This is a genomic window from Pradoshia sp. Z4_20 (assembly GCF_058216035.1).
Window position 1 is genome coordinate 400338 of sequence record NZ_JBZAJD010000001.1, and the last position, 21602, is coordinate 421939.

Here is a 21602-nt window from a genome sequence, read left to right on the forward strand (position 1 = left end):
TTTACCATTGTTATTCCTATCCATAATGGGTAGCTTTTTATTTTGTACTTTTGTTATAAAGTCAATCCCTCTCGGCAAAATTATAAGGGTAGCCATAGAAACGAGGAGAGTGAATGGATGAAATCGATATCAATAAGAAAATGTTTCGGTGTATTTCTCCTTGTTTCGCTGTTAGCCGTTATTTTTAGCCACCCAATGCAAAAATATTTTGAAATTCCCACCAAACTTACTTTATTTGAAGGACAAAATAAATCATTTAAAAAAAGCCAGTTCCTTAACGCAGAAGTGGTCTCTGCAAACTCTGGAGTTTTAATTGATAATCGTTCCAAGGCTCTGAATATTAAGGGCTCTAAAAATGGGTATAACCAAGTCGTTTTTAATATTGCAGGTATTCCTGTTAAAACGGTTGACATAGAGGTTTTAAAGGATTTTAAGGTAATTCCGGGAGGGCAATCCATTGGAGTGAAATTGAATACATTGGGTGTCCTTGTGGTAGGCCATCATCAAATAGCAACCGAGAAAGGCAACCTTTCGCCAGGTGAGATTTCAGGAGTGCAAGTTGGAGATATTATTACTGCTATAAACGGGAAACCAATTACCAAAATGCAGGATGTCGCTCCTTTCGTTCAGGAATTTGAGAAGAATAATAAACCGCTGATTGTAGATATATTTCGGGATAATGTAAAATTGACCAAACAATTATCTCCTTTAAAGGATAAGAATGAGAAAGTATTTAAATTGGGGTTATATATTCGTGATTCAGCTGCGGGTATAGGTACAATGACCTTTTACCATCCACAGACGAGAAAATATGGGGCTTTAGGTCATGTTATTTCTGATATGGATACAAAAAAGCCAATTGTAGTGAAGGATGGTCAAATTGTTAAGTCAACCGTTACCTCGATAGAAAAAGGAAGCAATGGAAATCCTGGAGAAAAGCTGGCTCGTTTTGCAGCTGATCGGGAAGTAATCGGGAATATAAACCGTAATTCTCCATTCGGTATTTTTGGACGGTTGAATCGGCAAGTGGACAATGGAGTAAATGATACACCAATGCCAATTGCTTTATCAAATGAAGTCGAAGAAGGACCAGCTGAGATTTATACAGTTGTGAACGGAAATAAGGTAGAGAAATTCGATATTGAGATAATCAGTACTATTCCGCAAAAATTTCCGGCAACTAAAGGAATGGTTTTGAAGGTTACCGATAAAGATTTATTAAGCAAAACTGGCGGGATTGTGCAAGGAATGAGTGGGAGTCCAATTATACAAAAAGGGAAGGTTATTGGCGCAGTCACGCATGTTTTTGTCAACGACCCAACAAGCGGATACGGAGTTCATATTGAATGGATGCTCAATGAAGCAGGTATTAATATCTATCAAAAGGATCAAAAAGCAGGGTAATTCAGCCTGCTTTTTCCTTTTATTGGTAGTATAATGGGGAGTAGAGTGGAGATTTTTCGACAATTGAATAATATTATTTGCATGTTAAGACGAAAACAGTCGAAATAAAGAGGATTCAGGAGCAAAACTTGTATTAATATATAATTTTAAGTATTTTTCATTTTTTCAATGCTTTTTATATTGCAATGTCGAATTTCTCGGTTAGAATAAAGATTAGAAATGATAGAAAATAAAGGAAATGTCTGAGGAGGATATCTGGTTGAAAAAAATAAAAGTATGTGTCGTTGATGACAATCGTGAACTTGTTGCTTTATTGGAAGAGTATATATCAGAACAGCCGGATATGGAGATTACAGGGGTTGCCCATAATGGACAGGATTGTTTAAGCATGCTTGAACAGCAAACGCCGGATGTTTTAGTACTTGATATTATCATGCCGCATTTGGATGGTCTGGCCGTTTTGGAGCGAATTAAAGATTCTCAAAAAGGAACGAGTGTTCCGAATGTCATCATGTTAACTGCTTTTGGCCAGGAAGATGTTACGAAAAAAGCGGTTGAACTAGGAGCGTCATATTTTATACTTAAACCATTTGATATGGATAACCTTGTCAATCATATTAGACAGACAGGTGAAAAGGGTGCTGGCATAGCGAGAACGAGCACATATACACCGCGTCAGCCATCGGAATCTAAGCCTCTAAACCTTGATGCAAGTATCACTAGCATTATCCACGAGATTGGGGTACCTGCGCATATTAAAGGCTATATGTATTTACGTGAAGCAATTTCTATGGTTTATAACGACATTGAACTGCTTGGTTCGATTACTAAAGTCCTTTATCCGGATATTGCGAAAAAATTCAACACTACTGCGAGCCGTGTAGAACGTGCTATTCGACATGCAATTGAGGTCGCATGGAGCAGAGGAAACATTGAATCCATCTCCTCATTATTTGGATACACAGTCAGTATGACGAAAGCGAAACCGACAAACAGTGAGTTTATTGCAATGGTCGCTGATAAGCTTCGACTCGAACATAAAGCATCTTAATCATATGTAATTGACGTACTTGTGATCTAACCCTTAGTGGTGCGACGCGATTAATTAATAAACCTTATGTACCAACTGTCTGGTTTATTATCATAAAGAGGTATCTGTGAAATGAAATTTGCATGGATACTTCTTTTCTTTCTAATCATCTGACCTTTAATCTGGATTAAATACCACATATTAGCTACAAAAGTTTACCCGTTTTGTTTTAACCCCTTCTTCATGTACTCCCCTAGCTTTATGCCTTGCAGATTTTCCTAATCTTGTGAGACTCGAAAATGAAAGAACAGCTACCTTTACGGGAATACTGTTTAATAATTACCTCCAGAGAAAATATCCTACTTCCTCCGGTTTTGTTAGTTTGTATTCTAAATCCTGTCCTATAAAATAGATGCATGAAATAAACTGATATAGGGAATAGGAATTTATATGTTTTGAACGGAGGTATGAATATTGACATTAATATTTGGACATAGAGGATATGCTGCTGTGTATCCGGAAAACACGATGATTTCTTTTATCGAAGCCTTTAATGCAGGTGCAGATGGGATTGAATTGGATGTACAATTAACGGAAGATGGTGAGCTTGTTGTCATCCATGATCTAACGGTTGACCGTACGACAGACTCAGAAGGTAATGTTCGTGATTTTACTCTTGCAGAGATTAAAAAGCTCAATGCTGCCAATAACTCCAAAACTGTAGAATTTGCTAGTATACCTACTCTTCGGGAAGTTATGGAGTGGTTGGCTACAAATGATTTACTATTGAACATTGAATTAAAAAATGGGGTATTTCCCTATCCAGGCATGGAAGAAAAAGTGATTGAAATGATTCGTGAGTATGACATGGAAGAGAGGACGGTTTTGTCCTCGTTTAATCACTATAGTATGGTCTATTGTCATCGATTGGCTCCTGAGATTGAAACAGCGCCATTATACTCAGATGGGCTATATATGCCCTGGATTTATGCAAGCTCGATAAAAGCGAAAGGGATTCATCCAAAATACAAAGCAGCACCTAATGAAATCATTGAGGAATCTATGAAAGCTGGGATTGCAGTCAGGCCTTATACGGTGAACCGCAAAGCAGATATGAAGCGATTATTTAAGGTGGGATGCACTGCATTTATTACGGATGACCCAGATAAAGCGATTCAGCTCAGGAATCAATATCAATAATTTCATCTGAACTTATCCATTTTCGTGGTATATTTATCCATATAGATAAATAGGGGATGATGAATTGTTAGTGTTACTCTGTATCGTCGGCTGCATAGTTATAGGGTATTTTACCTTTGCGATATTTGGCTACTTATATGGCGGTATAATTGTTTTGGGAATAGTATTAGGATGTCTTGTCAGAAGCTTATACCTTATAACTAAGGTACATAATTATCTTTTAAAAGATGAGCCAAGAAAAGATAAAGTAAAAGAGGCCTACCAAAAGTATTTGCAAGAAGGCAGATCATATAAGTAGACTAAAATGGGCAGCCTTTGGTTTAAAATTAGATATATGCGTACATAAATAGATCAACTAAAGTAGGATATAGCAATAGGATATCTTTTGGTTGGAGCCTTTCTAATCGTGATATAGTCGAAGCGTGGAATCGTGTTTCGTGAATAGCATTATAACAGACGAACGTATTGTATACGTTCGTTTTTTAGTATGAAAAAAGGTATTTCGGAAATGGAAAACGAATATATACTTTTTCAGCTAACGGTTAGAAGAGTGGAATGAGGTTACCAATTTTAAACTAATTTGTAAAACAAACTTTACTTTTGGTAAAATTAGTTTTACAATTAACTTAACAAATATTTACAAAGGAGGGCTTGTGTGGGAGGAGAGGGATATTTATTATCAAATAGAATTCGTATTCTAAGAGCCGAACGAAAAATGACTCAACAGGATTTAGCTAAAAGCGCAGGGGTTAGCAGACAGACAATTATTTCGATAGAAAAAGGTAACTATACCCCGTCATTAGTGCTAGCCTTTGATATTGCAGAAGCTTTTAATGTTAGGATTAATGAAGTATTCCAGTATAGAAAAAAAGGGGAGGGGTTATAATGGCAGTGTTTCTGCTTATCGCTATAATCGCGTATATATTGATCTTTTTTGGTTCTGTGTTCTTTAGTGTGAAATTCCAATTTGGAGACGAGAGTAAGGATGAGAGAGGGAAGGGTATATTAAACACATCTTACTCAATTGCTTTCCCGATATTCATATTAGGATGGTTCTTTATTTTTTTAATTGATGAATTTATAACACCATTTTCTTTTGATGGTTACAAAATGGCTATATGGTTCTTATTAACTGGAACCTATATTATTCACGCTGTTAGTTTATATAATTTGAAAAGGATTTCATAAAGTTTACTGGAAGTTCAGCCATTAAATAAAATAGTTTTACCTCTTTTAGAACTAATTGCGAAATTAGGTCAATTAAGGAGACAGCCAATAAAAGCTGTCTCCTTCTTTAGTCATAAGTACCAAGGTTACGAACAAATCCTTTTATAATTCCCTCACCTCCTGCCTTATCCTCATATAGCGATTAATTTAAATAACATTTCAATTACCAACTCTTTTAAATATGTGTCATAAAAAAAGACCAAATCATGTAGGATCTGGTCTTCAAAATTGGTACTTCTATTGGCACCCTTGCAAAACTTAATGGTTGTATGCCTGTAAGGATCACCTGAAATTCATTTACGGACAGGTTTCTCACTAAATCGATTTTGAACTTTATTACGTTTTCGATCGCGATAAAACACGAATCCGGCAATAAAAGAAAGTCCGCCAATAAATAATAGTAAACCTAATAAAAATTGTACCCAAAGGGCAGGTAGCATTGGGCTGAGTCTGCCAAAAATCATGTCTCTCATCCATTTAATTCCGAGTGCGGTTAGAAGGCCCGGAATCAATAAAAGCGCAAAGGCGATTATCCGTTGCAATTCATCACGTCCTGATTAAGTGTATTTCTATCTTCAACTTTATAAAATATAGAAAATTTGTCAAGTTTATTCAAATAACTTATGATAGAGGAAACAATGAAAAAATTTGCACTATTCTGTACCCTCACTTCAAAAGGAGGAGATTGCCTTGCAAACAGTTTTGATTATTGGGGCGGGCACTGGAGGGCTATCCATTTTAAAAATCTTACTTGAGGCAAAGGATTATCAGGTTATAGGAGTGGTGGATCGTCATTCGAGTGCAGTGGGACTTCAATTAGCTGAACAAAATCATATAAAAACAGGTAGTGATTGGGTAGATTTTATCACTGATGGCTCGGATATCATTTTTGAAGTGACAGGGGATGAGCAAGTTTACCAGGATATAGCCCGCCATAAAAGTAATCACACTCTTTTAGTTCACGGGCAGATTGCCTTTCTGTTAGCCAATCTGATTCAAGAGAAAGAAAGTTTAATCAGGAAGTCGAAAGAAGAGGCTTATTTACATGAATTAGTTTTGAATGCGACCGATAACGGGATGGTACTTATAAATACAGAAGAGAAAATAATCTTTTTTAATCAGGCTGCAGCAACGATTACGGGTGTCCCCAGAAAACAAGCAATCGGTCAGCACATACATAGAGTTATTCCTGCGTCCCGTCTTCCTGAAATCCTCAAAACAAGAAAAACGGAGAGCAATCAACGGGCTCATTTGGATAAAAATTTAGATGTGGTAACAACCAGAATGCCTATCAAGAATGAAGAAGGCGGTTTACTGGGAGCTTTGGCCGTTTTCAAAGGAATCACGGAATTTACAAGCTTAGCAGAGGAAATTACAAATTTAAAGCATATTCAAAACATGCTCGAAGCTATTATTCATTCGAGTGAAGATGCAATAACTGTAGTGGATGAGGATGGGAATGGAATCTTAATTAATCCTGCGTATACCAGAATTACCGGGTTGACCGAAGAGGATGTCCTGGGCAAACCGGCTACGGCAGATATTACAGAAGGTAAAAGTATGCATATGCAGGTTTTGAAAACAAAAAAACCTGTCCGGGGCGTACGAATGAAGGTAGGGGCATCGAACCGGGATGTGGTGGTTAATGTAGCACCGATTATGGTGAATGGTCATTTGAAGGGAAGCGTTGGCGTCATTCATGACCTTTCTGAAATACAAAGCCTAACACAGGAACTGAAAAGGGCGAGACAAATCATTCGTAATCTAGAGGCCAAATATACATTTGACGATATTATTGGCCAATCTAAAGAGATGAAATTGGCATTGGAGCAGGCGCGTTTATGTGCCCGTACGCCAGTTACCGTATTATTGAGGGGTGAATCGGGTACAGGCAAGGAATTATTCGCCCATGCAATCCATAATGCCAGTGATCGAAAATATAATAAATTCATTCGCGTGAATTGCGCAGCGATATCGGAGTCGCTTTTGGAGAGTGAGTTATTTGGCTATGAAGATGGAGCTTTTTCAGGTGCAAAGCGAGGCGGTAAACGAGGACTGTTTGAAGAAGCCAATAATGGCAGCATATTTCTTGATGAAATTGGTGAGCTTTCTCAAAATATGCAGGCAAAGCTTCTTCGCGTTTTGCAGGAGAATGAAATAGTTCGTGTAGGAGGAACCAAGCCTATTTCCATTGATGTGCGTGTGATAACAGCGACCAATGTCAATCTTGAGAAAGCGATTGCAAAAGGAAACTTCAGAGAAGATTTATATTACCGAATTAACAGAATGCCTATTTATATTGAGCCTTTAAGGGAACGTAAGGAAGATATTCCCCCATTATGCGTCCACTTAATCAAAAAGTTAAATTTGGAGTATGGCCGAAGTATTGAGGATATAAGCGGTGAGGCACTCATCATGCTTCAGGAATATGATTGGACTGGAAATGTAAGGGAAATAGAGAATATATTAGGGAGAGCCATAATTTTTATGGATCAGCATGAAAAAATTATACAAAAGAAGCATTTACCTGAAAAATTATTGAAGGCTGCAGAAGGTTCTCCTAACCATACAATCGAAAAAAGACCAACATTAAATAATAAACAAAGTTTAGCAGATCAATTGGATGAAGTGGAGAAAAGCATTATTATGCGTTCTTTAGAAAAGCATAATGGGAATAAAACTGCTGCCAGCCGTGATCTGGGTTTGTCCATTCGTAATTTTTATTATAAATTGCAAAAGTTTAGTCTTGAATAAACTTGCATGCAGAATTTTTCGTGTGTGCAAATTTTTGCAGGTTCTATGAAAAAAGGATTCTTCTAAAAAGGTCGATTACTCAACAAAATTCATGTTGGCACGATTCTTGCATCTAAAGACTGTGGGTGAACCAAAACAAGGGGCCAAGATGGTATGGCTTGAGTTTTACAGCAGCTATGCTGTTCATAACAAGTCTGCAGAGGAGGCAAGTTCAAAAAGCCAAATAACTTCATTTTAAATCTTAAAGTGTGAAAGGTCAGTAAAAAGTAAAGGTTAGACCGAAGATAGAGAGGGGAAATGAAAAATGGAAATTTTTAAATATATGGAGCAATATGATTATGAACAATTGCTGTTTGTACAGGATAAACAATCTGGTTTAAAAGCTATTATTGCCATACATGATACAACCCTCGGACCTGCGCTTGGCGGCACAAGAATGTGGACATATGATACAGAGGATGCTGCAATAGAGGACGCTCTTCGATTAGCGAAGGGAATGACGTATAAAAATGCAGCTGCCGGCCTGAATCTCGGCGGAGGTAAAACCGTTATTATCGGTGATCCGCGTAAAGATAAAAATGAAGAAATGTTCCGTGCCTTTGGTCGTTATATTCAAGGGTTGAATGGAAGATATATTACGGCTGAGGATGTAGGAACAACAGTGGCTGATATGGATATTATCCATGAGGAAACGGACTATGTAACGGGTATTTCACCTGCTTTTGGTTCATCAGGAAATCCATCCCCTGTCACTGCTTATGGCGTGTACAGAGGAATGAAAGCAGCAGCAAAAGAAGCATTTGGCACAGATTCGCTGGAAGGAAAAGTAATCGCTATCCAGGGAGTAGGAAACGTAGCCTATAATCTTTGTAAGCATCTACATGAAGAGGGTGCACAATTAATAGTTACAGATATTAATAAAGAATCAGTGAATCGTGCTGTGGAGGATTTTGGAGCAAAAGCAGTGGATCCTGAAGATATATATAGTGTCGATTGTGATATCTATGCACCTTGTGCGCTTGGTGCAACTATAAATGATGAAACTATTACGCGAATCAAAGCAAGAGTAATTGCGGGTGCAGCTAATAATCAATTAAAGGAAACTCGTCATGGAGATGCCATTCATGAAATGGGTATCGTTTACGCACCTGATTATGTAATTAATGCCGGTGGGGTAATTAATGTCGCGGATGAATTATATGGCTATAACAAGGATCGGGCGTTGAAAAAAGTAGAGGGTATATATAGCAATATTGAAAGAGTCATAGAGATTGCTAAAAGAGACGGAATTCCGACCTATGTTGCAGCGGACCGAATGGCTGAGGAGAGAATTGAAAAATTAAAACAATCCAGAAGCCAGTTTTTATTAAACGGCCGCCATATACTAAATCGTCGCCGTTAGAGTCACCTGAGAATGAAGAGTCCGTATACGTGTAAACTTGCGGATTCTTGTTCTCTAATAAGGCTCATTTTTGGTTTGTGAATGAGGGTTAACTTAATAACCTCTGACCATGTGGTAAGACCAGTAGAATTAGGATGGAGTTATATGAGAAAGTGTGTATCCCTTAAATATTAAGTACTGAATATAGATGTTAGGATGTGGATTTTAAATGGCAACTGATTATGATTTGGTCATTTTGGGCGGTGGCACAGGCGGCTATGTAGCAGCCATAAGAGGCTCCCAGTTAGGTTTGAGAACAGCTATTGTTGAAAAGGGCAAGCTAGGCGGAACCTGTCTCCATGCTGGATGCATACCGTCAAAAGCACTTTTACGCAGTGCTGAGGTCTACCAAACTATCAAACATGCAGAAGAGTTTGGTGTGGAAGTATCCGAACCTCGTCTAAATTTTCTAAAGGCACAGGAAAGAAAAGAAAGAATCGTTGAACAGCTCCATAAAGGTGTGCAACATCTAATCAAACAAGGAAAAATCGATTTATATGAAGGGTATGGACGCATTCTTGGACCATCCATATTTTCGCCAATGCCAGGGACCATTTCAGTTGAGATGAATAATGGAATGGAAAATGAAATGTTAATTCCGAAAAATGTCATTATTGCAACAGGTTCAAGACCAAAATCCTTGCCGGGTTTAAAAATTGACGGTGAATTCGTAATGACATCAGATGAAGCTTTACAGCTATCCGAATTACCATCTTCTTTGCTTGTTATCGGAGGAGGAGTTATTGGAGTAGAATGGGCATCCATGATGGCTGATTTTGGAGTAGAGGTAACTATACTGGAATACGCAGATCGTCTTATACCAACAGAAGACCGAGATATTTCGAAAGAGATGCAAAGGATCTTAAAGAAAAAAGGTATTAGGATCGTTACTAGAGCAAAAGTAATGCCAGAAACGCTGCAAACTGGACAGGGCGTATCCATATCCGCAGAATTAAACGGAGAAAAGAAGGAATATAAGGCTGAAAAAATTCTTGTATCGGTTGGTCGCCAGGCTAATGTTGAAGGGATTGGTCTTCAAAACACCGATATACAAATTGATAACGGCGTAATAGCTGTTAATGAGTTTTATCAAACAAAGGAATCGCATATCTATGCCATTGGTGATGTGATTGGAGGCATGCAACTGGCTCATGTCGCAAGCCATGAAGGAATCACTGCAGTGGAGCATATAGCTAACCAAAGTCCACATCCTATCCAATACGATTTTATTTCCAGATGCATATATAGTAGTCCTGAGGCAGCAAGTGTAGGAATCACAGAAGATGAAGCTATTCAGCGCGGTCATAAGGTCAAGGTCGGAAAATTCCCGTTCAAAGCAATTGGAAAGGCATTGGTCTTCGGAGAGTCAGACGGTTTTGTGAAAATGATTTCTGATGAAGAAACGGATGATTTATTAGGTGTACATATGATTGGCCCGCATGTAACAGATATGATTTCTGAGGCAGGCTTGGCCCTTGTATTAAATGCTTCAGCTTGGGAGGTTGCTCATACTATTCATCCGCATCCTTCATTGTCTGAAGTGATTAGAGAAGCAGCTCTGGCTGTTGATGGAAAAGCGATTCATTCGTAAAAATTTGAGCAAGGCTTTAGAGGAGGTTTACTAAATGACAAAAAACAGGCATGAAGTCCTGGGATTAACGGACGAAATGGTATTGGAAATGTATGAAACAATGCTGATGGCAAGGCGTATAGATGAAAGAATGTGGCTGTTAAATCGCTCTGGGAAAATTCCGTTTGTGATTTCCTGTCAGGGTCAGGAGGCAGCTCAGGTTGGAGCAGCTTTTGCCCTTGATAGGGAAAAGGATTATGTACTGCCTTACTATCGCGATATGGGGGTAGTTCTAACATTTGGTATGACACCAACTGAGTTGATGCTCTCAGGATTTGCCAAGCAGGAAGATCCAAACTCCGGCGGCAGGCAGATGCCAGGTCATTTTGGTCAGAAGAAAAATCGAATTGTAACAGGATCATCGCCGGTTACCACTCAAGTTCCCCATGCAGTCGGAATCGCATTGGCTGGAAAAATGGAAAAGAAAGATTTGGTTACATTTGTAACTTTTGGTGAAGGTTCATCAAATCAGGGAGATTTTCATGAAGGTGCCAATTTTGCTGGTGTACATAAACTCCCTGTTATTTTTATGGTTGAAAATAATAAATATGCGATTTCGGTACCAATTGAAAAACAATTAGCCTGTGAAAAAGTGTCAGACCGAGCTATTGGATATGGGATGCCTGGTGTCACAGTAGATGGCAATGATCCGCTCGAAGTGTATAAAGCTGTTAAAGAGGCTGCTGACCGTGCCCGACGCGGGGAAGGCCCTTCTTTGGTTGAAACTGTATCCTACCGGCTTACTCCGCACTCAAGTGATGATGATGATCGAAGCTACCGTGCTCGAGATGAAGTGGAAAAGGCAAAAACGGAGGATCCGATTCTCACATTTGGGGCGTATTTAAAGGAAATTGACCTTCTGGATGAAGAGAAAGAAACAGAAATCAATAAAAGGGTCATGAAAATCGTAAATGAAGCAACAGATTACGCTGAAAATGCTCCGTATGCAAAAGCAGAAGATGCTTTGAAGTTTGTATATGCTGAGACGGAAGGAGAGTAAACCATGCCTGTCATTTCATATATCGATGCAATAACCATGGCGATGAAAGAAGAAATGGAACGAGATGAAAAAGTTTTTATCCTTGGTGAAGATGTTGGCAGAAAAGGAGGAGTGTTTAAGGCTACAAACGGGCTGTACGAGCAATTTGGTGAAGATCGAGTAATTGATACGCCTTTGGCTGAATCTGCTATTGCGGGGGTAGGAATCGGAGCTGCAATGTATGGAATGCGACCGATTGCAGAAATACAATTTGCGGATTTTATTATGCCGGCAATAAACCAAATCATTTCTGAGGCTGCCAAAATCCGCTATCGGTCCAATAATGATTGGCATTGTCCGATGGTCATACGTGCTCCTTACGGTGGTGGGGTACACGGTGCCTTATATCATTCACAATCAGTAGAGGCCATTTTTGCCAATCAGCCTGGTTTAAAAATTGTTATGCCATCTACACCATACGACGCAAAAGGGCTTTTAAAAGCAGCAATACGTGATGAAGACCCTGTACTTTTCTTTGAGCATAAACGTGCGTACCGTCTGATCAAAGGGGAAGTCTCCAATGATGATTATGTATTGCCGATAGGCAAAGCGGATGTAAAAAGGGATGGAGATGATATTACGGTTATCACTTATGGACTTTGTGTTCACTTTGCGCTTCAGGCTGCTGAAAAATTAGCTCAGGATGGAATCTCAGTGCATGTTTTAGATTTAAGGACAGTGTATCCCCTCGATAAGGAAGCAATTATCGAGGCTTCCTCCAAAACTGGTAAAGTGCTATTGATAACGGAAGATACGAAGGAAGGCAGCATAATAAGCGAGGTGGCGGCGATCATTGCCGAGAACTGCTTGTTTGAGCTGGATGCACCAATTAAACGTTTAGCAGGTCCTGATCTTCCGGCGATGCCATATGCTCCAACTATGGAAAAATATTTTATGGTCAACCCGGAAAAAGTGGAAAAAGCCATGAGAGAATTAGCAGAATTTTAAACTGATTGCGAAAGGAGATAAATAGCGAATGCCAATAGAACAGATGAAAATGCCGCAGCTTGGGGAGAGTGTAACAGAAGGGACGATCTCGAGCTGGCTTGTAAAGCCCGGTGACCGAGTGAATAAATATGACCCGATAGCTGAAGTAATGACGGATAAAGTGAATGCCGAAGTTCCATCTTCCTTTACTGGAGTAATTAAAGATTTGATTGCAGCAGAGGGAGAGACACTTCCTGTCGGGGAAGTCATGTGCAGTATCCAACTAGCAGGAGAGCCTGATAGTTCTGAAGAGGCACCAAAGGAAGAAAAGAATCATTCTGAGGAAAAAAGTGAATCGCTAATTCAGACCGACCAATCTAATAAGGCACGTTATTCTCCGGCCGTATTAAAATTATCCCAGGAACATGGGATTAACCTCGAAAACGTGGCTGGAAGCGGAGCCGGCGGTCGAATTACTCGTAAAGACATTTTGAAAGCTGTGGAGGGCGGCACTGCTGCTAAGGCCCAAGTTAACATTGAAAATGCTGAACCGAAAGCGGATACTCAGATGTATGAGCCTGATTTGGGTGTAAAGCAAAAATCATCAGGCAGTGATATGAAGATAGAAAGTGGAGATCGAGAAATACCTGTAACTGGTATAAGGAAAGCTATTGCACAAAATATGATGCGTTCTAAACATGAGATTCCGCATGCATGGACAATGGTGGAAGCGGATGTAACCAATCTCGTTCAATACCGTGATTCACTTAAGAAGGAATTTAGGCAAAAGGAAGGCTATAATCTAACTTATTTTGCCTTTTTTGTTAAAGCGGTTGCTCAAGCATTAAAAGAGTTTCCAGAAATGAATTCAATGTGGGCTGGAGATAAAATTGTCAGGAAAAAAGATATTAATATCTCGATTGCTGTGTCGACGGATGAAGCGTTGTATGTTCCGGTTATTAAATATGCAGATGAAAAAACAATTAAAGGGATTGCACGTGAAATTAATGAATTGGCTGAAAAGGTCCGTTCCGGTAAATTAAAGTCCGAGGATATGCAGGGCGGTACCTTTACGGTAAATAATACTGGTTCATTTGGATCCATCCAATCGATGGGAATTATAAACCATCCACAGGCCGCTATCTTGCAAGTGGAGTCAATTGTCAAGAAACCAGTTGTCATGCACGGCAATATGATTGCTATCCGAGATCGGGTCAATTTATGTCTATCACTAGATCACCGTGTTCTTGATGGATTGGTATGCGGAAGGTTTTTGGCTCGAGTGAAAGATATCCTGGAACATATCACAAGCGAAAATACACCGCTATATTAATAGAAAACATGAGGGCACACAGTATGTGTGTCTTCTTTTATTTGCTTGAATCATTTCCCAAGAAATAATTTACTGGATTAAATGGACATTGTATACACCTGTGAATTCATCGACGTTTTTCTTTTCATTTTATTTTAAAGGAATTTTTCTCGGAGTTGAAGAAATGATAGAGTGACTGACGTCTGATTAAGGAGATGTAGCTATGCACTATTTGATAGAACCAATAGCATTTGTGAAGAATAGCAGGAAAGAAATAGTGGATGATGATTGGGGTGCTATTGTATCGTCCATTGAACTGGCTGAGAATATAAGTCAATCGTCTTTAAAAGGTATACACGAATTCTCTCATTTAGAAATTATTTTTTATTTTGACAAAGTGGATGATAGAAATATTCAGTATGAAGCCAGACATCCCAGAAATAATAAAGAATTTCCCGAGGTAGGCGTCTTTGCACAAAGAGGGAAGAATCGGCCGAATAAGCTTGGGGTTACAATCGTTGAATTGGTGGGAGTTAAACAGAGAGTATTAACTGTTAAAGGGCTAGATGCTCTGGATTGTACCCCTATCATAGATATTAAGCCTGTAATGAAAGAATTTTTGCCAAAAGAAAGAGTTCTTCAACCCACCTGGTCAAATACTTTAATGGAGAAGTATTGGTGAATTGATTTAATAAGGACTTAAGAGATTTGCACTATTTTTCCTTTTATTGGAGAAAAAGGTCATTTGCATGATAAGATTAATTAACATACTATTTCGTTAATTGGCGAGGGGAGGGAGCTTTCTTTTAGTAGAAAGCAAGCTATGAATATAAAGGATGCAAAGAATGATAGGTTTCAACAGACAACAGTGGAGGAGTGGGAAAAAGCAGTTCTAAAATCTTTAAAGGGAAAAGAACTGGACACATTACACACTCAAACGTTTGAAAAAATTATTTTGAAACCGCTTTACAATCTGGATTCAGAAAAAGATGAAGTACCCGGTAAACCTCCTTATACAAGAGGAATCTATGAAAATGGCTATCAGCATCACCCGCTAAAAATTTGCCAAGTGGCAACAGGAAGCAATATTAAGGGAACTATACTCGAGGCATTGGAGAATGGGCAAAATACGATTTCCTTTGATGTAAACAAAATGGGCAGTGAAGAACTTATCATACTATTGAATGATTTGCCGATTGAGGACTATCCTTTATTTCTAGAGGCTGGTTCTGGTAACCGGCAGGAAATCATTATGGAAAAGTTAGCTGAGGTTAACGGGCTATCTGATCAACAAGGAGCAGTGGTACGAGATTTAATTACTGAATGGGCTGAAAGAGGGTCTATACCTACTAAAGAAAACAATGCCTTATCTGATTGGTTTCACTATATAAAGAACTGGAATCTATCTTCCTCAACAATAAAAACAATTCTAGTCAATAGTAGGCCTTATCATGAAGCAGGTGCAGATGCCGTCAAAGAGATTGCGTATTCATTATCACTTGGTGCACATTATGTATTTGAAGGCATGCAGGCAGGGTTATCAGCACAAGAAACGGCAGAAAAAATAATTTTTTCATTCTCGATTGATTCCTCCTTTTTCATGCAAATTGCCAAACTTCGAGCTGCGCGAAAGCTTTGGTTTGCGGTTGGTAAGGCATATGATCAGGAAAACATCTTTAAAATGGACATCCATGCACAGACCTCATTAAGAAATAAAACCGGGTTTGATCATTATGTAAATCTCCTTCGTACAACAAATGAAGCATTGGCAGCTGTAATTGGGAACTGTCAGTATCTCACGGTCATCCCATTCGATCAATTGCAAAGAGAAAAGAGTTCTCTTGGAAAACGCCTGGCAAGAAACATTCCACATATTCTTAGGGAAGAGAGCATGTTAATGAAAACAGCTGATCCAGGCGGGGGTTCTTACTATTTGGAGGCTTTAACAGATGAACTGTGTCAACAGGCATGGGATCAGTTTATTAAACTGGAGAAAAAAGGCGGCATTCTTTCAGAGTTAAAGAAGGGGCAAATACAACGAGAGTTAGCAGAGCTAGCTAAAAACAGATTATCAGCGGTAGCTATTAGGAAGGAAAAGATGGTGGGTACAAATGTGTATGCAAATCCAAAAGAAGAACGACCGGATCTCACGCAGAATTTAATGGATACGCAAAGCATTCAAAAGAGTGAAAAAGAAATATTCCCGCTTAAACCAATCCGTTTAGCATCAGAATTTGAAGCTATTAGATCGATGAATTTGACCTGGGGCAATGAGATGGAGCAACGGCAAAGAATCATAGTGATTGGACTGGGCAGCGTCTCTCAATCTAAGCCATATATTGATCTTTCAAAAGAAGTATTGGCGGCAGGGGGTCTGAGTTATACAGAGCGAACCGGAATAGTAAATCAAGAAATGCTGGAAGAGATAATAAGAGGTTGCCAGGGAAGCTATTTCCTGATATGCGGTGATGAGAATCACCTGAATACGCCATTATCCAATTTAAAAGTAGACAGCAATATGCATATTTATGCAGTGGGGAATTTTGATTTGGCTATCAAGGAATTTAATTGGAAGAAAATTGACCGACATACAAATATGATTGACCTATTAACCATATTGTCATCAAGGCAGGGGGTAAAGGCATGAAAAAACCGGATTTTTCACAAATAGATTGGCAGTCTGTCCATGAGGATTTCGTTTCAGATTCAGCAGATATACGTTCGGATATTCCTGACTTTGAAACAAATGAGCAAATACCGTTAAAGCCTCTATATAATCGGGATGATTTAGAACTGGTGGAGCATGTACCGTCCTTCCCGGGGATTGCTCCCTTTACGCGGGGGCCATATGCAGCGATGTATGTAAACCGCCCATGGACAGTTCGCCAATATGCAGGCTTTTCTACTGCTGAAGAATCGAATGCTTTTTACAGACGGAATTTGGAGATGGGACAAAAAGGGTTATCGGTTGCATTTGATTTAGCGACTCATCGAGGCTATGATTCTGATCATCCGCGTGTGGTTGGGGATGTTGGGAAAGCGGGAGTTGCGATTGATTCGATAGAAGACATGAAAATACTATTTTCCGGTATACCACTAGAGAAAATGTCTGTGTCGATGACAATGAATGGTGCCGTATTGCCGATAATGGCATTTTATATTGCTACAGCAAAAGAACAGGGCGTAGATTCATCACGGCTTACCGGTACGATACAGAATGATATTTTAAAAGAATATATGGTACGTAATACATATATTTACCCACCAGCTATGTCTATGAAAATTATTGCCGATATCTTTGAGTATACCTCCGCTCATATGCCGAAATTTAATAGTATATCAATCTCTGGCTATCATATGCAGGAGGCAGGAGCACCTGCGGATTTGGAGCTTGCCTATACACTGGCTGATGGAATTGAGTATGTGAGAACAGGATTGAAAGCGGGCATAGCTATTGATACATTTGCCCCACGTTTATCGTTTTTTTGGGGTATCGGTATGAACTATTTTATGGAAGTTGCTAAGCTAAGAGCGGCTCGCTTTTTATGGTCAAAACTTATGAAGCAATTTGATCCGAAAAATGAAAAATCGCTGGCACTTAGAACACATTCGCAAACATCCGGTTGGAGCCTTGCTGAACAAGATCCCTTCAATAATATCGCCAGAACTTTAATAGAGGCACACGCAGCGGCACTTGGGCATACTCAATCCTTACATACAAATGCTTTTGATGAAGCGATTGCGCTGCCGACAGAGTTTTCAGCTAGTATCGCCAGGAATACGCAGTTATTCCTGCAGGAGGAAACCGGAATTACAAATGTTATTGATCCATGGGGTGGTTCCTATTATGTCGAGTCCTTAACGAATCGTTTAATTGAGAAAGCATGGGCACATTTGGAGGAAATTGAACAGCTTGGAGGGATGGCCAAGGCAATTGAATCCGGTATTCCAAAGATGAGGATTGAGGAAGCTGCTGCACGCCGGCAAGCCAAAATTGATTCCGGTGAAGAAATCATGATTGGAATCAATCAATACCGGACAGAAGAAAAAGAAGAATTTGATATCCTTGAAATTGATAATTCAAAGGTCCGCGAACAGCAGATTAAACGACTCGAAACGATTAAGGGTACGCGTAATCAGGAACAAGTTACAAAAACACTGAATGCATTGACCAAAGCTGCACAGTCTGGAGAAGGCAATTTGTTGGAATTGGCTGTTGAGGCAGCCATTGCGAGAGCAACTCTTGGTGAAATCTCGGATGCGATAGAAGCGGTATCGGGTCGCCACCGCGCTGTTATCCGAACAATCAGCGGAGTCTATGGTTCCCATTATCGGGAGTTAGATAAAATCAATGAAGTTAGAGAATTAACAGAGGAATTTTTGCTTAATGAGGGTCGCCGTCCTCGAATATTAATTGCTAAAATGGGTCAGGACGGTCATGACCGTGGGGCCAAAATTGTTGCATCAGCTTATGCAGATCTTGGATTTGATGTCGATATGGGTCCTTTATTTCAAACACCGGAGGAATCTGCTAAACAGGCAGTTGAAAATGATGTGCATGTCATTGGGATGAGTTCTTTAGCCGGAGGGCATAAAACATTGTTGCCTCAATTGGCCAGTGAACTAAAAAAACTTGGCCGGGAGGATATCGTCATTATTGCAGGAGGCGTCATACCGGAGCAGGACTATGATTATTTATACAAGCATGGTGCTTCAGCTATATTTGGTCCTGGAACCGTCATACCGGAAGCGGCTATCAAAATAGTAAATGAAATTTATAAAAGGCTAGGGTATGAGGAAGTGTCCAGTCATGACAGACCATAATCAGCAATACGAAAGAAAAAGATATAAGAGAGTCCATACGAAGCCCGTTGATACAGAGGAAATTGTCCGGAACTTAAAAGCCGGGCAATTACAAGCATTATCAAAAGCCATTACTTTCGTTGAAAGCAAAGGGGACGTTTATCGTCCGCAGGCTGAAGAGATTTTGCAATCTATCCTCCCCTTTACAGGGAATTCAATTCGCATCGGTATTAGTGGGGTTCCAGGGGCAGGAAAGAGTACATTTATTGAGAATATGGGGCTATTTTTATGTGAGCTTGGGTATAAAGTGGCCGTACTTGCCATTGACCCCAGCTCTTCCATCAGCGGAGGCAGTATACTTGGAGATAAGACTAGGATGGAAGAACTTTCGAAACATCCAAATGCCTTTATCCGCCCGACCCCATCAGGAGGTAAATTAGGCGGTGTGCACCGTAAAACAAGAGAAAGCATGATGATTTGTGAGGCTGCCGGATATTCAGTGATCTTAGTAGAAACGGTTGGAGTGGGACAAAGTGAAGCTGAAGTCAGGGATATGGTAGATTTTTTTCTGCTGCTGACTCTTACGGGTGCAGGAGACGAACTGCAAGGAATGAAAAAAGGCATCCTTGAGCTTGTCGATGGAATAGCTGTTAATAAAGCTGATGGGGAAAATGAAAAGCTAGCAATGCGAGCGAAAGAGGAATACCGTCAAATCCTCCGTGATCATATACCGGCTACAAAGGATTGGACTGTCAGGACGTTTGCTTGTTCAGCCTTGCATAAACAGGGTCTGAATGAAATTTGGGAGGCCATTATAGAATTTTCCGTTTTCACAAAGGAAACAGGTGAATTTTCGAATAGGCGAAAACGGCAGGTCACAAAATGGTTTGAGAGTGAAGTAGAACAGCAAATCATTGATCATTTTTATACCGATAAAGCTGTTAAGAAACTATTACCGATTATCGAAGCAAGTGTCAGAGATGGAGAGAAAATAGTTTCAAAAGCAGCTGCTGAATTATTTCATCTGTATTTTTTTTCGAAGGATAAGTAAAATGTAGAGTAGTACATAAAAAAGATGGATAGCCTTATGGCTATCCAAAAGTTTAGGAGTATAGGGGGTCATCTTAATTAAAGGTACTATTCCCCTGTGTAAGTAAACTAAACCTGTCATCTGGAATATTTTATAAAAAACGGCTGCTCTGATACTATAAGGGTAGCTCCGATAGAAAGGAAGATGTTTAAGTGAGCATGAATTTTAATTTATTTATGAACGACGTGGTTCGCCAGGCTCGTCAGGAAATACAAAATGCAGGTTACAAAGAATTAACAACTGCAGAAGAAGTAGATGAGACTCTAAGCAAAAAGGGAACAACGCTTGTTATGGTTAACTCTGTTTGTGGATGTGCAGGTGGTATTGCTCGTCCTGCTGCTTATCATGCAGTGAATTATGATAAAAGACCAGACCAATTGGTAACGGTCTTTGCCGGTCAGGATAAAGAAGCTACTGCCAGAGCAAGAGAATACTTTACGGGCTATCCGCCTTCCTCTCCATCATTCGCTCTTTTAAAAGATGGAAAAATCATTAAAATGGTTGAGCGTCATGAGATTGAAGGGCATGAACCTGTAGAAGTAATTGAAAATCTGCAAAAAATGTTTGATGAATATTGTGAAGAAGTCTAATCGATCTTACCTCAGGTGAAAAGAGGAAAATAAGCTCAAAAAAGATAAGAATGAAAATGTCTAAATATAATAAAATTCTGTATATAATTTTATTATAATGTTATGGGAGAAGTATCATTTTTTGATACTTCTTTTTTAGTTTAACGCGTGAAAACTCAAGAAAAATTAATTATATATACATAATAATTAAATATTTTGCAAAACAGATTTTATGTGTTAAAATACATTTTGTTGCATATATATAATATTTATTAAATCTTAAAATATAGTTTGATAGTTTAATTGTGTAAGGAAATGAAAACTATCATCATGAAAAACACATTATAGTGGGGGTAAAGGACAATGAAAAAATGGTTGCTTAGTTTATTGACAGCAGTATTAGCAGTTTCGGTATTAACGGCTTGCGGAAGTTCTGACGAGTCAGGAAATGGTTCTGAAGATGAAAAAGTTTTAAAAATGGCTACATCGGCTGATTATAAACCATTCGAATACATTGATACAGCGAAAAGTGATGAAATTATCGGATTTGATGTAGATTTGGCAAAAGCGATTGCTGGGAAACTTGGTTATAAAGTAGAAGTTGTCGATATGGATTTTGGCGGTTTAGTAACGGCTGTGAAAAATGGACAAGCTGATTTTGTTATGGCTGGGATGACTCCAACTGAGGAGCGTGAAAAGAATGTGGATTTCTCTGATATTTATTACACAGCGAACCATATGATTGTCACTTCAAAAGATAACAAAATCGAATCAGTTAAAGATCTGGAAAATAAAACTGTCGGGGTACAAATGGGTTCTATTCAAGAAGAAAAAGCTCAGGAATTAGCTAAAACAACAAAAATGACAGTTGAAAACCGTGACAAAATTCCTGAATTGGTACAGGAAATAAAATCTGAACGTTTTGATGCGGCTATTATTGAAGATTTAGTGGCACAAGGGTATCTTGATAAGAATGAAGATTTAACAGGATTCCTTCTTGAAGGAGATGCAGAAGAAGTTGGATCTGCCATTGCTTTCAAAAAAGGCAGTGAATTGCGCGATCAATTTAATGAAGAGTTGAAAAAGATGAAAGAAAATGGTGAACTTGAAGAGTTAGTTCTAAAATGGTTTGGCGGAGACGCTGAATAATAATTTCAGAAAGGGAGAACCCCTTTC

The 21602-nt window shown here is 39.1% G+C and carries 18 protein-coding genes; 17 read left to right on the forward strand and 1 reads right to left on the reverse strand.

The features are described from left to right. Positions 1 to 117 precede the first annotated feature (117 nt). From spoIVB to AC4BHP_RS01970, 5 genes are all read left to right on the forward strand, one after another. Positions 118 to 1404 carry a SpoIVB peptidase gene (gene spoIVB / locus AC4BHP_RS01950; protein WP_066104920.1) on the forward strand — a complete coding sequence of 429 codons (1287 nt, stop codon included), beginning with the start codon at positions 118 to 120 and terminating at the stop codon, positions 1402 to 1404. Positions 1405 to 1663: 259 nt separating this feature from the next. After that, positions 1664 to 2455 (forward strand): sporulation transcription factor Spo0A, encoded by a 792-nt coding sequence (spo0A, locus tag AC4BHP_RS01955; protein WP_066104919.1) that lies wholly within the window; start codon positions 1664 to 1666, stop codon positions 2453 to 2455. A 453-nt stretch (positions 2456 to 2908) separates the two neighbouring features. After that, complete coding sequence (locus AC4BHP_RS01960) at positions 2909 to 3634, forward strand: glycerophosphodiester phosphodiesterase (RefSeq protein WP_140462039.1); 726 nt, start codon at positions 2909 to 2911, stop codon at positions 3632 to 3634. Positions 3635 to 4289: 655 nt separating this feature from the next. After that, the gene (locus tag AC4BHP_RS01965) at positions 4290 to 4520 is read left to right on the forward strand and encodes a helix-turn-helix transcriptional regulator (RefSeq protein WP_490551161.1); all 231 of its coding nucleotides are present in this window, start codon (positions 4290 to 4292) and stop codon (positions 4518 to 4520) included. Beyond that, entirely contained in the window at positions 4520 to 4822 is a 303-nt protein-coding gene (locus tag AC4BHP_RS01970; RefSeq protein WP_066104914.1) for a hypothetical protein, read from the forward strand. Before AC4BHP_RS01965 ends, AC4BHP_RS01970 begins: the two co-directional genes overlap by 1 nt. Positions 4823 to 5154: 332 nt before the next feature. Here the strand turns inward: AC4BHP_RS01970 and AC4BHP_RS01975 are convergent, their stop codons facing one another. Continuing rightward, positions 5155 to 5403 carry a DUF2627 domain-containing protein gene (locus tag AC4BHP_RS01975; RefSeq protein WP_066104911.1) on the reverse strand — a complete coding sequence of 83 codons (249 nt, stop codon included), beginning with the start codon at positions 5401 to 5403 and terminating at the stop codon, positions 5155 to 5157. A gap of 148 nt (positions 5404 to 5551) precedes the next feature. Between AC4BHP_RS01975 and AC4BHP_RS01980 the strand changes: the two genes are divergently transcribed. The 12 genes from AC4BHP_RS01980 to AC4BHP_RS02035 all read left to right on the forward strand — a co-directional run bounded on the left by AC4BHP_RS01980 (position 5552) and on the right by AC4BHP_RS02035 (position 21575). Then, a complete protein-coding gene (locus AC4BHP_RS01980; protein ID WP_139892481.1) occupies positions 5552 to 7615 on the forward strand; it encodes a sigma-54 interaction domain-containing protein in 2064 nt (687 codons plus the stop codon). A 304-nt stretch (positions 7616 to 7919) separates the two neighbouring features. After that, on the forward strand, positions 7920 to 9017 hold the full coding sequence (gene bcd / locus AC4BHP_RS01985) for a branched-chain amino acid dehydrogenase (RefSeq protein WP_066104907.1): 1098 nt from the start codon (positions 7920 to 7922) through the stop codon (positions 9015 to 9017). 208 nt (positions 9018 to 9225) lie between these two features. After that, a complete protein-coding gene (lpdA, locus tag AC4BHP_RS01990; protein ID WP_490551163.1) occupies positions 9226 to 10647 on the forward strand; it encodes a dihydrolipoyl dehydrogenase in 1422 nt (473 codons plus the stop codon). 34 nt (positions 10648 to 10681) lie between these two features. Next, a complete protein-coding gene (locus AC4BHP_RS01995; protein ID WP_139892477.1) occupies positions 10682 to 11686 on the forward strand; it encodes a thiamine pyrophosphate-dependent dehydrogenase E1 component subunit alpha in 1005 nt (334 codons plus the stop codon). Positions 11687 to 11689: 3 nt separating this feature from the next. Beyond that, positions 11690 to 12673, forward strand: a complete 984-nt coding sequence (locus tag AC4BHP_RS02000) for an alpha-ketoacid dehydrogenase subunit beta (protein WP_066104899.1) — start codon at positions 11690 to 11692, stop codon at positions 12671 to 12673. 28 nt (positions 12674 to 12701) lie between these two features. After that, entirely contained in the window at positions 12702 to 13985 is a 1284-nt protein-coding gene (locus AC4BHP_RS02005; protein WP_490551165.1) for a dihydrolipoamide acetyltransferase family protein, read from the forward strand. 202 nt (positions 13986 to 14187) lie between these two features. After that, the gene (locus AC4BHP_RS02010) at positions 14188 to 14646 is read left to right on the forward strand and encodes an SAM-dependent methyltransferase (RefSeq protein ID WP_490551166.1); all 459 of its coding nucleotides are present in this window, start codon (positions 14188 to 14190) and stop codon (positions 14644 to 14646) included. Between the two features lie 141 nt (positions 14647 to 14787). Beyond that, the gene (locus AC4BHP_RS02015; protein WP_490551168.1) at positions 14788 to 16611 is read left to right on the forward strand and encodes a methylmalonyl-CoA mutase family protein; all 1824 of its coding nucleotides are present in this window, start codon (positions 14788 to 14790) and stop codon (positions 16609 to 16611) included. Beyond that, positions 16608 to 18788, forward strand: coding sequence for a methylmalonyl-CoA mutase (gene scpA / locus AC4BHP_RS02020; RefSeq protein WP_490551169.1), 2181 nt, complete (start codon positions 16608 to 16610; stop codon positions 18786 to 18788). The genes AC4BHP_RS02015 and scpA overlap by 4 nt, the downstream gene beginning before the upstream one ends. Continuing rightward, positions 18775 to 19818 carry a methylmalonyl Co-A mutase-associated GTPase MeaB gene (gene meaB, locus AC4BHP_RS02025; RefSeq protein WP_066104884.1) on the forward strand — a complete coding sequence of 348 codons (1044 nt, stop codon included), beginning with the start codon at positions 18775 to 18777 and terminating at the stop codon, positions 19816 to 19818. The genes scpA and meaB overlap by 14 nt, the downstream gene beginning before the upstream one ends. 191 nt (positions 19819 to 20009) lie before the next feature. Beyond that, on the forward strand, positions 20010 to 20447 hold the full coding sequence (locus AC4BHP_RS02030) for a BrxA/BrxB family bacilliredoxin (protein WP_139892467.1): 438 nt from the start codon (positions 20010 to 20012) through the stop codon (positions 20445 to 20447). A gap of 342 nt (positions 20448 to 20789) precedes the next feature. Then, positions 20790 to 21575 carry a transporter substrate-binding domain-containing protein gene (locus AC4BHP_RS02035; RefSeq protein WP_066104877.1) on the forward strand — a complete coding sequence of 262 codons (786 nt, stop codon included), beginning with the start codon at positions 20790 to 20792 and terminating at the stop codon, positions 21573 to 21575. Positions 21576 to 21602: the final 27 nt, after the last annotated feature.

Bases quoted from the DNA above. Each gene is read 5' to 3' on its own strand.
- AC4BHP_RS01995 (WP_139892477.1), top strand. From the start codon at position 10,682: ATGACAAAAAACAGGCATGAAGTCCTGGGATTAACGGACGAAATGGTA.
- AC4BHP_RS02005 (WP_490551165.1), top strand. From the start codon at position 12,702: ATGCCAATAGAACAGATGAAAATGCCGCAGCTTGGGGAGAGTGTAACA.
- spoIVB (WP_066104920.1), top strand. From the start codon at position 118: ATGAAATCGATATCAATAAGAAAATGTTTCGGTGTATTTCTCCTTGTT.
- bcd (WP_066104907.1), top strand. From the start codon at position 7,920: ATGGAAATTTTTAAATATATGGAGCAATATGATTATGAACAATTGCTG.
- AC4BHP_RS01970 (WP_066104914.1), top strand. From the start codon at position 4,520: ATGGCAGTGTTTCTGCTTATCGCTATAATCGCGTATATATTGATCTTT.
- scpA (WP_490551169.1), top strand. From the start codon at position 16,608: ATGAAAAAACCGGATTTTTCACAAATAGATTGGCAGTCTGTCCATGAG.
- AC4BHP_RS02035 (WP_066104877.1), top strand. From the start codon at position 20,790: ATGAAAAAATGGTTGCTTAGTTTATTGACAGCAGTATTAGCAGTTTCG.
- AC4BHP_RS02000 (WP_066104899.1), top strand. From the start codon at position 11,690: ATGCCTGTCATTTCATATATCGATGCAATAACCATGGCGATGAAAGAA.
- lpdA (WP_490551163.1), top strand. From the start codon at position 9,226: ATGGCAACTGATTATGATTTGGTCATTTTGGGCGGTGGCACAGGCGGC.
- AC4BHP_RS02015 (WP_490551168.1), top strand. From the start codon at position 14,788: ATGAATATAAAGGATGCAAAGAATGATAGGTTTCAACAGACAACAGTG.
- AC4BHP_RS02010 (WP_490551166.1), top strand. From the start codon at position 14,188: ATGCACTATTTGATAGAACCAATAGCATTTGTGAAGAATAGCAGGAAA.
- meaB (WP_066104884.1), top strand. From the start codon at position 18,775: ATGACAGACCATAATCAGCAATACGAAAGAAAAAGATATAAGAGAGTC.